General features: G+C 60.4%; 10 protein-coding genes. All 10 read right to left on the reverse strand.

Annotation, left to right across the window (positions count from 1 at the left end):
- Positions 1 to 79: 79 nt before the first annotated feature.
- Entirely contained in the window at positions 80 to 1,195 is a 1,116-nt protein-coding gene (locus JF535_RS01560; RefSeq protein ID WP_206998266.1) for a 5-(carboxyamino)imidazole ribonucleotide synthase, read from the reverse strand.
- Positions 1,196 to 1,237: 42 nt separating this feature from the next.
- Complete coding sequence (purE, locus tag JF535_RS01565; protein ID WP_340674100.1) at positions 1,238 to 1,729, reverse strand: 5-(carboxyamino)imidazole ribonucleotide mutase; 492 nt, start codon at positions 1,727 to 1,729, stop codon at positions 1,238 to 1,240.
- A 372-nt stretch (positions 1,730 to 2,101) separates the two neighbouring features.
- A complete protein-coding gene (aroE, locus tag JF535_RS01570) occupies positions 2,102 to 2,941 on the reverse strand; it encodes a shikimate dehydrogenase (protein ID WP_206998268.1) in 840 nt (279 codons plus the stop codon).
- A gap of 20 nt (positions 2,942 to 2,961) precedes the next feature.
- A complete protein-coding gene (locus JF535_RS01575) occupies positions 2,962 to 3,390 on the reverse strand; it encodes a hypothetical protein (RefSeq protein WP_206998270.1) in 429 nt (142 codons plus the stop codon).
- Positions 3,391 to 3,426: 36 nt separating this feature from the next.
- Positions 3,427 to 4,332, reverse strand: coding sequence for an oxygen-dependent coproporphyrinogen oxidase (gene hemF, locus JF535_RS01580; protein WP_206998272.1), 906 nt, complete (start codon positions 4,330 to 4,332; stop codon positions 3,427 to 3,429).
- Between the two features lie 68 nt (positions 4,333 to 4,400).
- Positions 4,401 to 5,021 carry an L-threonylcarbamoyladenylate synthase gene (locus JF535_RS01585; RefSeq protein WP_340674101.1) on the reverse strand — a complete coding sequence of 207 codons (621 nt, stop codon included), beginning with the start codon at positions 5,019 to 5,021 and terminating at the stop codon, positions 4,401 to 4,403.
- Positions 5,022 to 5,223: 202 nt separating this feature from the next.
- Positions 5,224 to 10,758: a S8 family serine peptidase gene (locus JF535_RS16830; protein WP_206998274.1), complete on the reverse strand. Its 5,535-nt coding sequence runs from the start codon at positions 10,756 to 10,758 to the stop codon at positions 5,224 to 5,226.
- A 785-nt stretch (positions 10,759 to 11,543) separates the two neighbouring features.
- Positions 11,544 to 12,221, reverse strand: coding sequence for a helix-turn-helix domain-containing protein (locus JF535_RS01595; RefSeq protein ID WP_206998277.1), 678 nt, complete (start codon positions 12,219 to 12,221; stop codon positions 11,544 to 11,546).
- A 95-nt stretch (positions 12,222 to 12,316) separates the two neighbouring features.
- The gene (locus JF535_RS01600; protein ID WP_206998278.1) at positions 12,317 to 13,483 is read right to left on the reverse strand and encodes a PQQ-dependent sugar dehydrogenase; all 1,167 of its coding nucleotides are present in this window, start codon (positions 13,481 to 13,483) and stop codon (positions 12,317 to 12,319) included.
- 21 nt (positions 13,484 to 13,504) lie between these two features.
- A complete protein-coding gene (gene dprA / locus JF535_RS01605; protein ID WP_206998288.1) occupies positions 13,505 to 14,692 on the reverse strand; it encodes a DNA-processing protein DprA in 1,188 nt (395 codons plus the stop codon).
- Positions 14,693 to 14,734 lie beyond the last annotated feature (42 nt).

Here is a 14,734-nt window from a genome sequence, read left to right on the forward strand (position 1 = left end):
AAGGAGTGGTGCAGAGTTCGGGTTTCGCAGGTTTGGGAAAACCGAACGATACCCGGCAGCGCCACCGCTGCCGGAGTAATCAGGCGGGGCGCTTGCTGGGGCCGTACAGTTCTTCCAGCATGCTGTCGATGCGGGTAGCCAGGGCATCCTGCGTATCGTCCAGCAGGATTACATGGCCCATCTTGCGGCCCGGGCGCAGCGCCTTGCCGTAAGACCAGACACCTTCATTCTGCAGCGCAGGCTTTTTGTCTACACCCAGCATATTGATCATCACTGCCGGACGCGCCGCATCGGTGGCGCCCAGCTCCATACCCAGTATCGCGCGCACATGGTTGGCGAACTGGCTGGTTTTGGCGCCGGCCAAAGTCCAGTGGCCGCTGTTGTGCACCCGCGGCGCCAGCTCGTTGATCAGCAGACCGTCGTCGGTGACGAAGCACTCCATCGCCAGCACGCCTACGTAATCCCAGGCGTTCATCAGGGTGGACAGGTATTCTTCGGCGGTGGTCTGCAGCTTTTCGTCCACATGGGGAGCCGGTGCCGTGGAAACCAGCAGGGTGCCGTTGTAGTGGTCGTTTTCCGCCAACGGATAGGTGACTACCTTGCCGTCAGCGGTGCGCGCACCGATCAGGGAGACTTCGCGGGAAAAGTGGATGCCCTTTTCCACCACATACTCGGACTCGGGCACGTCGTTGGCGATGGCCGCGAGATCCTCGTCGCTGTTCACCCGCCACTGGTTCTTGCCGTCGTAGCCGTTTTCACAGCTTTTGATAAATGACGGGTAACCCAGGGCCTTCACGGCCTCGCAAATTTCGGCGTAATTGTTGGCCGGGCGGAAGGGGGCCACTGGCAGGCCCGCATCGGTGATCGCAGTTTTCTCGCGCACCCGGTGCTGGGTTTTTTCGAAGGCATCCGGGCGCGGGTAGACTGGGCAGAATTTTTCCAGCGCGCGCAGCAGGCCGACATCCACGCCCTCGCGCTCGGCGGTAATGACTTCGGGGCTGCCCATGGCCTTGTATAGCGCCTCGACGTCGGCGCCATCACCGGCATCCACGATCGTGCCGAGCCCTTCCACGCAGGTGGTATTTTCCCCACCCTCGGCGAGGAAACTGAACTCGATACCCAGCGGACGAGCCTCCTGGGCCATCATCTGGGCCAGCTGGCCACAGCCGACAATACCTACGCGTCTGACGGTCATTTGCGCTACACCTCGTAAACGTTCAGAAATCTCTACGGACAATCATTCCACTTCGAATGGCACACCGGCGCTCTGCTGCTCGCGCCAGGCGATCAGGCGCTTTTGCAGCTCCGGGTCGGTCAGGGACAGCATCTGCGCCGCCATCAGGCCCGCATTGAATGCGCCGGAAGCGCCCACTGCCTGGGTGGCCACCGCCACGCCCTTCGGCATCTGCACGATGGACAGCAGGCTGTCCATGCCGGTCATGAATTTGCTGGCCACCGGCACACCGATCACCGGTAGCGGGGTCATGGCCGCGATCATGCCCGGCAAATGCGCGGAACCGCCGGCACCGGCAATAATCACCTGGGTGCCACGCTCGTGCGCCGTGGTGGCAAATTCCACCATGCGCTGCGGGGTGCGGTGGGCAGAGACCACGGCGGTGGCATAAGGCACGCCCAGGTCGGTCAGCGGCTTGGTCGCCATTTCCATGGTTGGCCAGTCGGACTGGGAGCCCATGACGATGGTGACTTTCTCGAAGGGAAGCTGTTTCACTTGTGGATAACTCCAGAGTTCGCCGATGCCGCAGGGTGAAAGTCGCCAGTGACACAGGGAAAAGCCAGGGAACACAGGGCCGCGCCAATCTCGCCTAGCAGCAAACGCGGTCGAGCCCAAAAAATTAGGGGCGAGAGGATACCAAAACTCGGCCGGAAAAGTACGCCGTACGGCGTTTTCCGGCCAGTTTCAGCGGATTTCTCTGGCACTTTGGCGTATTGCCGGGGGAATCGCGGCCCCGGCCGTGAAAAAATCCCGGACCGAGCGACAGTTCCCGGCTTTAACCATAGTGTGGCGTGGCGGTCACAACACCTTTTGGTGACCGTAAACCTAAGAATCGTTCTATGGGGAAGGATTGGGGCGGTGACGCAATCAGCGCTCGTGTGCCCGGCTCTTTGCGTGCAGTGTCTCCCGCAGCATCGCCAGTACCGGTTCCACCGACGGCCGCACGCCGCGCCACAGGGCAAACGCTTCGGCCGCCTGCCCCACCAGCATGCCCAGGCCATCCGCGGTGCGTGCACCCAGTGGCTCCGCCCAGCGCATAAAAGCGGTGGGCTCGGCGCCGTACACCATGTCGTAGGCGCAGCAATCCGGGCCAATTACTGACGAGTCGATCTGCGGCCGCTCGCCGGACAGGCCGGCGGCACTGGCATTGATAATCAGATCAAAGCCCGCGGGAATGGTGTCGAGGCCACTGGCGCTCAGTGCGCCGTAGGCCGCAAAGTCCTCGGCCAGCCGTTCGGCCTTGGACGCGGTACGATTGGCGATATGCAGCTGCGCCGGGTTTTGCTTTAGCAGTGGCAGCAGGGTACCGCGCGTGGCGCCGCCGGCGCCCAGCACCAGTACCTTTTTGCCTTCGATGACCCAGCCCAGGTGGTCGCGGATATCCGATACCAGCCCCGGGCCGTCAGTATTGTCGCCCAGCAAAGTGCCGTCGGGCTGTCGCGCCAGAGTATTCACCGCACCGGCCAACCGCGCGCGCTCGGTGAGTTCATCGGCGTATTCAAACGCATCCAGCTTGAACGGCGCGGTGACATTCAGCCCCTTGGCGCCGGCAGAAAAAAATGCATCCGCTGTCGCCTTGAACCCATCAGCTTCCGCAAACAGCTTGCCGTATTCCAGCTTTTGATCAGTCTCCCTGGCAAACGCGGTGTGAATCACCGGAGACAGGGATTGTTTGATGGGATTGCCAATTACCGCGTATTTGTCCATGACCCTTCCCGGTTCGGTTTCTATTTTTTCAGCGCCTGCTTGATCTGGCTGGTTTCATTCACACCGATCAACCCATCGATTTTCGATGTACCGTCAACTTCACACACCATATAGCGGGTGATCGCGCTGTAAATTTGCTGGGGCTTTTCGCCGCTGTCGTCCAGCAGCACCCAGTTGAGTGTGGCGAGGCTGGTATTTTCGTTCAGCTCGATTACATCGGTTACCGCACCGACGATCTGGGTAACACCCAGCTTCTGATACAGCGCTAACAGCTTTTTTACCCGACCGATAAAGTACTCGCGGCTGAGCTGGGATTTTTTTCCATTGGAAAAATAGTAGTGGATCGGGAATCGATAAAAATCAGCGATCTGTTCCGCATCGCCCGCTTCGAACAGGCGACGGTATTCGAGAAACAGTTTGTTGATATCTTCCAGACGGGCCTTGTGCATGGCGTTTTCCTTTTTACGACCTTTCAGTAAGGTGCTTTAGACCCACTCCCGGTGCGGCAAAAAGTCCGTGTAGAGTTTTTCTTCCGCGCTGCCCGCTTCCGGCTGCCAGTTGTAGCGCCAGCGCACTTCCGGTGGCAGTGACATCAGGATGGATTCGGTGCGGCCACCGCTTTGCAGGCCGAACAGGGTGCCGCGGTCAAACACCAGATTGAATTCCACGTAACGGCCGCGGCGGTACAGCTGAAAATCCCGCTCGCGCTCACCGTATTCGGTGTCCTTGCGCTTCTTCAGGATCGGCAAATAGGCGTCGGTATAGGAATCACCCACCGCCCGCAACAGGCCAAAGGCGTTATCGAAACCACCTTCATTGAAATCATCGAAGAAAAGTCCGCCCACGCCGCGCGCCTCGTCCCGATGTTTCAGATAGAAATATTCATCACACCACTTTTTGAAGCGCGGATAAATGTCGTCGCCGAAGGGCGCACAGGCGTCTTTGGCGGTCTGGTGCCAGTGCACCACGTCTTCCTCAAAGCCGTAATAAGGGGTGAGGTCATAGCCACCACCAAACCACCACACCGGCTCGGCGCCCTCTTTCTGCGCCACAAACAATCGTACGTTGGCGTGACTGGTGGGCGCGTAAGGATTGCGCGGGTGGATTACCAGGCTCACACCCATCGCCTCAAACGAACGGCCGGCGAGCTCCGGGCGCGCCGCGGTGGCAGACGGCGGCAGTTTGTCGCCATACACGTGGGAAAAATTGACCCCGCCCTTTTCAATCACATTGCCGTTTTCCATCACACGGGTACGGCCACCGCCGCCCGCCTCGCGCTGCCAGGCGTCTTCAAAAAACTCTGTACCGTCCACCGCCACCAGGTCGGCGCAAATGCGATCCTGCAGACCCAGCAGATAGTCTTTCACGGTCTGGATATCAATCGTACTCATAGTAACTTCTCGAATTAGGTTCGCGGGAACAGTCGCGGGAACAGCAGCAGGAAAAAGGCCCGAGGCACTTAGCCCGCACGCAGTACCCGGCCACTGGCGGCATCGCGGATTTCACTGGGGGAGGCGCGCCCACCAGTGCTGCCGCCACCGACGAAATCCAGCGCATTGCCAAAATAGCGCAGCACCTGAAACTTGTGCCGTGCGGGCTGGCAGCCGCCGGGGTTGGCGGAGGTGGACACGATGGGGCCACCAAAGGCCCGCGACAATGCCGCGGTAAACGGGTGATTAGTGTGGCGCAGCGCCACACTATGGTGAATACCGCTAATCCACGGCGGGACCTGATCAAAGTGCGGTACCAGCCAGGTCACCGGCCCCGGCCAGGTGGCGTCAATGCGCGCGCGCTGGTCGCCGGAAAGGTTGTGCAGCAGGCCGGAGAAGTGCCCGGCATTGCCGGACACGAGGATCAAGCCCTTCTCCATGGGACGGTTCTTGAGCCGCAACAGGCGTGCCACCGCGTCCCGGTTATTCGGGTCGCAGGCGAGCCCCCACACGGATTCGGTGGGATGGGCGATCACACCGCCGGCGGCGAGTATGCGCGCGGCGCTGGCCAGGCTGAAACCGACACTGGGCGGAAGGGAATGCAAGGAGGTCTGGTCGCCCACGGCGACGGGTTTGGCTTTCTCTGACAAGGGTTGAGACTCTTTCAGGCCATGCTGGCGGGAAGCGCAGCAATTTAGCGAATACTGCCAGCCTAGACAAGACGCGCACGCAGCGGCGCGGCTTGCCAAACCCCAGACACAAAAAAGGCCAGCCCGAAGGCTGGCCGCTATCCTGTGAGGATAAAAGTGGCGAGGCGTTAGCGACCCCGCCGGGAATGAAGCCGTTCAGGCCTTAGGCAAAGCGGCGACGGCGTACCAGTCCAGCCAGAGCCAGCAGGCCCAGCAGGTAGTACACGGAACCACCGCGTTTTTTCTTCGGTTTCTCGGTGACTTCCACTTCGTCTTCAACCGCAGACTCAACGGTGACAGTGAGGCTCGCCTCGGCACTCAGCGCACCATCGCTGACGATCACGGTGAAAACATGTTCACCCGCACCAAGGTTACTTACGGTGGTGGTCGCCTGGGTGGCATCCGCAATGGTTCCATTGCCCGCCCAGCTGAAGGACAGCATGTCGCCGTCCGGGTCGGAGCTTCCGCTCGCGTCGAGGGTGGCACTTTCACCTTCGGTGATGGTCACATCGCCAGCAACCGCGGCCATGGGCGCGTCATTCACACCATTGACGGTGAGCATGAAGCTGGTGGATGCCGCATCGGCCGGGTTTTCCAGGTCTGCCACAGTAACGGTCACTTCGGTCTCACCATGGAAGTCGGCGGCCGGGGTGATGGTTACGGTCGAGCCGGACTCCCAGCCATCGGCTATACCGCTGACGTTGTCACCGGAGATGGTGATTTCGTTGCGACCGGCAGTTTCATCGGCGTAGAACACGGTGATGTCAAAGCTGCCATCTTCGTCCACTTGCTTGTCGGCAATGGCGCTGATGGTCAGGTTGCTCGGCACCACGATGGTGTGGCTGAGATTCTTATCTCCCAGTTCATCCACCTGGCTGACCGCTTCAACCACCAGTTCCATGCCCGCGGCGTTGGACGCAACCCGGGTGGGTACGGTGACGTCGAACTGGCTGGATTCCGGACCGCGGTAGTCCCAGCACAGCAGCAGGTTGTCGTGGATGGTGTCGCGCAGACCAGTGGTGGGCTCGACATCAAATGCGGTCTTGGCCACGTAGGACTCACCCAGATAGCCTTCCAGCGGGCCGAACGGCGTCATCGCACCGCGGTAACCCTGCAGACCAATGGTGCCGTGGTCGTTGAGGCTGCCGAAGTTGATGTTGTCGTAGGCAAAGTACAGCTCGTGCTCGCCATCCCCGTGACGCACGTCCGTGTTGAACACCACCTGGAAGTCGAAGCTGTTGTCCAGCGGCGTGTTGTTGACGATGCCGGTGAACCAGTCCTGCTCACTGTGGTAGTCCTTGGCATTATCGAATTCGATGATGCCCCAGCCCGCTTCACCCGCGGCGGCAAGCGTCACACCGGAGTTTTCTTCCGGCCACCAGGGGCTCGGGTTGTACTCGGTGGACAGCACCTGCTGCGGGCCAAAGAAGCCCATGGAGCCACGCCACAGTGGAGCGAGCTTCTCGTTGGGAATCGAGTAGTCCGGCAGCGGGTTGTTGAACGGCCAGAACACCGGCAGTGCATCGATTGCAATCAGGCCGTTGGCCTTGATCGACAGCTCGTTTTGCTTACCAAAGTTCATCTGCTCGCCGTTGTTATACAGATGGAAATTATCTCTCCAGCCGCGGAACAGGGACGATACCGGAATGCTGACACCACTCATGAAGTCGATGCCGCCGTCGTAGGTGTAGCCGGTTTCAGGGTCGTAGACCGGGTAGCCGTTGTCGTCGGTGACCAGCGGGCGCATACCGCCGAAGTCCGGAGTCATACCAAACTCGCCCAGCAGGTCCATGTAGCCACTGCGATCGCTCTGACCGAAGTCCGGCATCATGCACGCCTGGGAGTAGTTGGCCGCGTTTTCGTTGTTGCTGGTCAGCACGTAGTCAGGCTGTACCGAGCCGGTATCCGGCTGCATACCGCTAATCACGATGGTGCGGCCATCAACGGTGACGTCGCTGACAATTTCACTGTTGGACGCATAGATGTCGTCGGCGCTGAAGTTCAGGCCTTCAGGCATTTCTGCGGTGAGGGTGAAGTTGCGATCGCGGCCACTGTTGTTAGGCAGTACCGAGAAGGTGAACGGAATTTCGTCGCCGGGGCGCGCGGAATCCTGTGGCACTTCCAGAGTGACGTCATCTTTGCCACGCACCAGTTTCAGGGAAACCATGCCCAGGTTGCCCGGGTTCACCGCGCTACTTCCGAAGTCCATCATGGAGTAGTAGATGTCGCCGGTCTGCATGTCTGGCATATCCCAGTTCAGCGTTACGCTGACCGGCTCTTGGCCAGTGCTTGCAGGCACTTCCACAGACAGGTTGCTGGCTTCGGTGTCGGTGATCACCGCGGTGGAATAGCTGAAGGTTTCCAGCGCATCCGGGTGGATCGGGGCGTTGTCCAGCAGGATTGGTGGGTTGTAGATAATCACCCAGTAGTTGCCGGGCTCTGGATCTTCCACGTTACAGAAGTTGTTGGCGGCAAGGTGCAGAGACGCACACAGGATTTCGTCGAGCGGATCGACCTTGCCATCGTTGTTGTAGTCCTTACCGAGGTAGAGAACCGCGTTACCGATATCGAAGGCATCCGGCACATTGGAGTCGACGGTACCGTGAGATTCCACCACCACGCGCTTGGCGTTGGCCGGGACATTGATCCACTCAATGTGGGTGGCCTCGTCCAGGCGCATTTCGATGGCTACGGACTCATCGCGGTAGCTATCCCAGGGGAAGGCCGTCTCGTCGTCCTTGGGCAGGCTGACTTGCTTGACCTCGGCCTTCACCGGTGCGAACACACGCCCTACGGGGCTGGCCGCTTCAACCAGGTTGATACCGTTGAACTGGAAATCACCATCATTGCGATGGGCGGTGGCCGTCAGGGTTTCCGGCATACCGCGGTTGTCGTACTTGAACGCCATCGGCAGACGCAGCTCCGGACCGCCATTGGCTGGGGTCAGGGTCAGGTCGCTGTGCAATTCCGTTTCCGAGCCACCAAAGGCATCGGAGGTGGTCATGATGGACGCGTTGATCACCACCGTCTGGGTTTCCCCTTTTTTCAGGGAGAACTCACTCGGGGTGGCGGTGATGGTCACGCCATTCTGTTCCGACTGGTAGAGCAGCTCGGGATTCCAGTTGACCACATCGCCGGCGGACACTTTCCAGGTACCGTCTTCGGTAGCCTTGAAGGTACGCATCCACTGACAGTTGGGGGCACAGCTCATATCCACCAGCTGGGGGATATTCAGACGGTGCACCAGACCACCATTGTTGGGGTTGGCCAACCTGAAGTTTTCGGCGGTTTCGTCCATCACCAGACCGGCCTGGACCGCGCGCGCCACATTGATGCGGCCGGCACCGGCACGGTAGGTATCTGCGATGGCTTCCTGACCGTTTTCACGGTTGAGACGCTTGTACTTGACCACTTTTTCCGCGGTCAGCATGAGTGCGGACTGCACTTCGGTGGCGGTCCAGTCGGGATGCGCCTCGCGAATCAGCGCCAGGGCACCGGCTGCATGCGGCGCGGCCATGGAGGTACCACTGATCGCCGCGAAGTCGCCAGAACCCGCCTGCGAGGAGAAGGGGTGCTGGTCGGCGTAGGCCGCGTAGATGTCGACACCCGGCGCCGCCACCATGGGGATCAGGCTCTCCGGCGTGGTCCAGCTGGGGCCGCGCGACGAGAAAGGTGCCAGCCAGTCGGCGTCTTCCTGGTTCACGGTGCGCGCCACCTGGGTGCTGCCGATGGTGATCATGTGGCCGTAATCGCCCCAGTTATTCAACCAGGTGCTGAGTCCATCTTCCGGCCACTGGCCCCACCAGGTTTCACTGGTGATATGCGCAGAAGGCAGGGAGTAGGAAGCGATAGACAGCGGATCACCATTGGAAGCGTTGTACAACACAAAACCATCGGCGCCACCCGCCTTGACGTTATCCGCCTTCACGGAACGGGCGATACCGTTCGGGTCATCCAGGCGGTTTCGGGCACAAACCACGATCACATTCGGGCGCTGGCCCATGCTGTCGAGGATTGCTGCACCACCGTTCTGCTGGCTGGGGTAATTGTCGAAGGTCCCCGCCGCGTAAGGCTCGCCACAGTACTGGTCGTAACCACCATTGATGTTGGGGTAGTCCTTCGCCTGCACCACCACACCGGTAATTTCGGTGCCGTTGATGGAACCGCCAACCAGGCCGCTGGTTTCCCAGCTTGGAGTTTTGGTCACATTGCCGGTGTCGATAGCACCTGCGTGGCTGATGGGCGTATCTACGTTAAACGAACGACCGTGAGTCGAGGCAGCCACGTTGAGCAGCCAGGGGGAAGCGTGGTCAATGGCGCTGAAGCACTCTTCGCCACACAGTTGACCGGCGTTACCGGCAGAGGCGGACACACTGATACCCGCTTCACGGGCCGCCAGGAACGCGAGCTCCATGGCGCTTTCCCACGGGAAGCTGTCCTGGCCGCCGATAGAGAAGTTGATCACGTCGACGCCGTCGGCGATGGCATCTTCGATACTGGCAACGATGGATTCACCGGGGCAGCCGCCCACATCGAAGTCGTTATTCGGGAAACACGCCTGGTAGGAAACGATGTTCGCGCGCGGTGCTACGCCGGACATTTGCGGAACCAGATTTTCTGCAACCAGAGTACCGTCGCTCTCTTTGGAGGCGGCGGGCACCACGTAATCCACGTTCAACAGCACGTTGCCCGCGGTGGTGGAGGCGGTGTGCGAGCCGTGGCCGTCGTAGTCTTCACCGTTCTTGGCGATGCTGGTACCCAGCTCGGCATTGAACAGGTCGTAGTAATCGGTGATGACCGGGTAGCTGCGCACACCGATCAACTTGTCGTTACACATGGATTCCTGACCGGACACGGTACAGTCACCCACGTACACGCCCTGACCCCAGGGGTTGTTGTGGTCGTAGCCATCGTCGGCGACGTCGGCGAAGGAGCGGTGATCGGTGTTCACACCGGTATCGATGATGCCAACGATAATGCCTTCACCCTTGTGGGGAACGCCGGCGGTCGCATTCGCGCTACCGGTCCACAGCTGATCGGCGCCGATCAGTTTCGGGCCTTCATCCGAGTGCAGTTCGTAGATCTTCGAACGCTCGACAAAGGCGACGTCCGGCATTTGTGCAATGCGGCGTGCTTCGTCCTGGGTCATCTTCATGGAGAAGCCGTTCACCGCATTGGTGAACTGGCGGCGCACCGCCTTACTGCCAACCCGCTGCTGCACCTTGTTCAGCACCACCGCCTGCTTCTCGAGCAGGTGGCTGCGGTATTTTTCCACCGCGGGCGCCTGTGGCTGGCCGGCCTTGAACGGTTTGTTCAGGGTGGTTTTGCGGCCCTGCTTCATCAGCGTGGCGTGGGTGGGCGCAAAGCCCGCCTTGCCACCACGGTAGGTGGCGACAGGTTCATCGTGCAGGCGCACCAGGTACACGTGCTCGCCGGTAATACCGCGCTCCTCGATGAACTTCTCGGTCTGGCGGCGTACCTGCACGTTGAGGCCGTCATTCTGCAGCACGGACTGCTGGGAACCGGCGGCGGCGCGCTTGCGGAAGCGATCCAGCTGCTCCGGCGTGAAGTCCATCGCCTGTAGCTCGATGGCCTTGGTGGGCGCCGCGGGTGCCGGACCCGCCTGGGCGATGGCATGCATCGCGCCCGTGGCGTAGAGGCCGGCGGCAATCGCGCTGGCCAGGGTTTTTATTCTCATGAAGTTGCCCTACGTCGAATAGTTTGGCCCTGCGCGGATTCCCGAGACCGGGGCCACACTGGAGCCTGTTATTTTCGTTTTTGGCAGCCGGCCAGAATTTGCACAAAACCCCAGCCGAAATACCGGAAGCCCGATATTAAGAATTTGCATATACGCAAAACAACCGGTTCTAAGCAGGGTGATTTTTCGGGACAGTCAAGGACAGGAAAGGACAAAAGGGCATTAATTCTGCCAAAAGCGCACCAATATGGACCGCATGGCGAGGCGCAATTCACAGGATCCTCGTAAATTCGGGGTATTCTTTGCGATTGGAGCAAATCGACCTATTGGTCAGATAGTGTTTTTATCTCCATTGCCGGGGGGATTCAGTATTTTGTAAATGGCGTCAATCGCGTGGGACTGTAGAGTCCACCTCCGTGAACAGGCGCAATTAACGCAACAAAACGCTAATTTTTTGCCTGTATACACAACCTGGCGGCGCAATGATCTTACCGGCGTCCTCGCCGCTAGGGATTTATTGCTTTTTTGCTAAAAATGTAAGAAGGAGGGGATTTTTTATGCAATTTGAGCAAAACATCGAGGCTGGTGACGCCAGATCCGACATTGCAATGCCGTGCGGTCGCGCACTGTGTCCGCACGGCACTAGGTGAATTGGGATAAGGGGGAGCCCAAAAAGAGCGCGATTGTAAGCCGGCAAAACGCCGCAAGGGGTTAGCCTGGCCGCGACAGAGCGCGGCTGTCAGGTCGGTTGGCAGCAGCTGCAACCGGTGGCACGCAGCCCGGTGTTACTGGTTGAGTGCGTTCCACTCATCCGCCGTGAAGAAACGCGACTCAAAATCTCCCCGAGCCGCGGCGTCACCGGTGTTCAGCACCGCCATTAGACGGGCGATACGGCCATTGGCGGCCACCACCGAGTGCCACACGTTGCCATCCATGTATAGCACGTCGCCGGTTTCAAGCAGTGCCGGCGCCTGCCCCTGGACAAAGGCCATCAGCTCCCCTTCCTGGATAATGATCACCTTCTCACCCGGGTGCCGTACAAATTCTGACTCCCAGACCGGGATAGGATCCACCTCCGCATAAATGCAATTCATGCTGCGGGGCTCCAGGTCTGTGAACATGTATTGCAGGCTGACCTCGAGTTCGCGGGTGGTTTCGCGCCCGCGCGCACGGTTAATCGCCATGCGTGCCCGCGCCGGGTGTGTCGCCGGGGCGCGCGCAGATTCTGTGCCCTGAGACTGCAGAAACGCCTCCGGCGGCACCGCCAACACCTTGGCCAGTGCGTGAATTTTTTCGACATTCAGCGACAGTTGCGTATTTTCGATACGCGACAGTGAGGATATGGATATGCCACTTTTGTCGGACAATTCCCCCAGTGTCATCTGGCGCTCTTTGCGCAGTCGGCGCAGTGTCTTGCCGACGGATTCCTCTTCCTTGCTGGGTTTTGCCTTGCGGTGTGGCATGGGGTGCTGCTCTGTCGGTTTTCTATAGGAGGGGAGTATAGGGAGCGCCCCGTACGGGCGGGCACTCCCGGGATTGATTGGACCGCGCAGGCCGGTTATTTCTGATAACTGACCCGGTAGATGGCGCCGGCATAATCGTCCGATACCAGCAACGCGCCATCGGGCATCACCAGCACATCCACCGGACGCCCCCAGACTTCTTCACCCTGCAACCAGCCATCAATAAACGGCGCGTAGGAGGTGGCCTCGCCCTGCTCGTTGAGAGTTACCAGGGTTACCCGGTAGCCAATCTTCTGGCTGCGGTTCCAGGAGCCGTGCTCTGCGATCAGCACCTGGTTTTTGTAGGCGGCCGGAAACTGGTCACCGGTATAGAACTTCACGCCCAGTGGTGCCACATGCGGCCCCAGCTCCTGTACCGGCGGCACATAGGCGCTGCACTGCTTGCCCTCGCCGCTCCCTTTATTGCCAAATTCGGGATCGAGCACGTCCTTGCCGTGGCAATAGGGATATCCAAAGTGCAGGCCGGCAACCGGTGCCGTGTTCAGCTCGCAGGGGGGAATATCGTCGCCCAGCATGTCGCGACCATTGTCGGTAAACCACAGGTGCTTGGTCTGCGGGTGCCAGGTGAAACCCACCGTGTTGCGAACCCCCTCGGCCCAGGTCTCGGTTTTCACCACTTTGTCGCCTTCAATCTTCAGGCGCTGGATGTTGGCGTAGTCCTTTTCCTCACAGATATTACACGGCGCGCCGACCGGCACATACAACCAGCCATCCGGGCCAAACGCGATATATTTCCAGCCGTGGTGCTTCTCCGGGAACTGGTCGGTGATGATGACCGGGTCCGGTGGGTTGTCGAGATTCGCCTCAATGTCATCGAAGCGCAGGATGCTGGTGATGGCGCTGACATACAGGTCGCCATCTCTGAGTGCCACGCCGGTGGGGCGCTTGAGGCCCTCGGCGATCACTTTCACCTCATCGGCTTTCTGGTCGCCGTCTTTGTCCAGTACCGCATAGACCTTGCCCTCACCCATGGAGCCGACAAACAGGGTGCCCTTGGCGCTGCGCACCATATGGCGTGCATTGGGAATGTCCTTGGCGTAGACCTCGATCTTGAAGCCCTGCGGCAGGTTCAGCTTGTCCAGATAGATATCGCCCTTGGCCGCTTGCGCCACACTGCTGAACGCCAGCGCCAATGCCGTGCCGGCTAGGGCAAGCCCGCAGCGTAGCGCGCGCTTGCCAGTGCGGATGGTGAACAGACCCATGATTTGGACTCCCTGCAAATTTCAGGCGAGACCGTAACGGCTTTTTGGCTCTTCCACCAGTGCCTGCAAGGCCATATTGCCGGGGCCGGTCAACTGGTAACCACCGGGCAGCTGCTCCACCAGACCCTCGAGCTCTAACTGCAGAAGGCAGGCCATCAACGCGCCCGCATCGGCGCCGGTATCCCGCGCCAGCTGTTCGATACTGCGCGGATCTGCGCCCAGTGCGCGCATCACCTGGCGCTGCGCTTCGGGCAATTTCGCGATTTCGTCGGATGCCGGAGGAGCGTCGAACAAACCCGTTTGCTGTGCCAGGCCGGACAAGAGTCCACCCAAATGCTGGACAATGTCTCCACTGGTTTCCGTCAGCTGGGCACCGTGTTTGATCATATGGTGACACCCCCGCGCCATGGGGTTATGAATGGAACCGGGTATGGCGAACACTTCGCGATTCTGCTCCAGCGCCAGGCGCGCGGTAATCAGCGAACCGGAGCGCACCGCTGCCTCCACCAGCAACGTGCCCAGACTGAGCCCGGCAATAATGCGGTTGCGGCGGGGGAAGTTGCCCGCCTCCGGGGCGGTACCCAGCGGGAGCTCGCTGATGATGGCCCCATTGCCCTCGAGAATCTGCTCGGCCAGCGGGCTGTTGCGGCGCGGGTAGATTTGGTCAACACCGGTTCCGAGTACCGCAATGGTTGTTCCTCCCCCCTGCAGCGCGCCTTTATGGGCGGCGGCGTCGACCCCGAGTGCCAGGCCGGAGGTGATCGCAAAACCCGCCGCGGCGAGATCGGCGGAAAATGCCTGCGCATTATCGAGGCCTGCGCGGGTAGCGCGACGGGCGCCCACCACCGCCACCTGCGGCAGTGACAGGCTATCGGGGTTACCGCGCAGGTACAGCACCGGCGGTGGCCGGGGTATTTCTCTCAGCAGTGCCGGGTAGCTGTCGTCGTCGCGATGCATCAAATAGATGCACGCCTCGGCGCAGCGCTGCCGTTGTGCCAGCGCCCACTGGCCGAGTTCGCTGTCCAGTGCCAAACGCTGGAATTCTGCGAGCTGGGCGCGGGCGCGATCCGGAAGTGTGCGGGGAAGTTGGGCGGGGGGTTGTTGCAGCGCCATCTGGGCAGAGCCGAAGCGCTCCACCAGCTGCCAGTAGAGTCCGGGGCCGATGCCTTCGAGACGAAGCAGGGAGAGAGTCGCGGTCAACGCATCCATGCGTCGGGTACCTCCAAAAATTGTCTTTTTGCACGATAGCCG

Origin of the sequence: Microbulbifer salipaludis (assembly GCF_017303155.1) — a bacterium.
Taxonomy (GTDB): domain Bacteria; phylum Pseudomonadota; class Gammaproteobacteria; order Pseudomonadales; family Cellvibrionaceae; genus Microbulbifer; species Microbulbifer salipaludis.

What these genes read in the sequence shown, in the direction of transcription:
- JF535_RS01575 (WP_206998270.1), bottom strand. Translation starts at nt 3,390, where the DNA reads ATGCACAAGGCCCGTCTGGAAGATATCAACAAACTGTTTCTCGAATAC.
- aroE (WP_206998268.1), bottom strand. Translation starts at nt 2,941, where the DNA reads ATGGACAAATACGCGGTAATTGGCAATCCCATCAAACAATCCCTGTCT.
- JF535_RS01600 (WP_206998278.1), bottom strand. Translation starts at nt 13,483, where the DNA reads ATGGGTCTGTTCACCATCCGCACTGGCAAGCGCGCGCTACGCTGCGGG.
- JF535_RS01595 (WP_206998277.1), bottom strand. Translation starts at nt 12,221, where the DNA reads ATGCCACACCGCAAGGCAAAACCCAGCAAGGAAGAGGAATCCGTCGGC.
- dprA (WP_206998288.1), bottom strand. Translation starts at nt 14,692, where the DNA reads ATGGATGCGTTGACCGCGACTCTCTCCCTGCTTCGTCTCGAAGGCATC.
- JF535_RS01560 (WP_206998266.1), bottom strand. Translation starts at nt 1,195, where the DNA reads ATGACCGTCAGACGCGTAGGTATTGTCGGCTGTGGCCAGCTGGCCCAG.
- JF535_RS16830 (WP_206998274.1), bottom strand. Translation starts at nt 10,758, where the DNA reads ATGAGAATAAAAACCCTGGCCAGCGCGATTGCCGCCGGCCTCTACGCC.
- hemF (WP_206998272.1), bottom strand. Translation starts at nt 4,332, where the DNA reads ATGAGTACGATTGATATCCAGACCGTGAAAGACTATCTGCTGGGTCTG.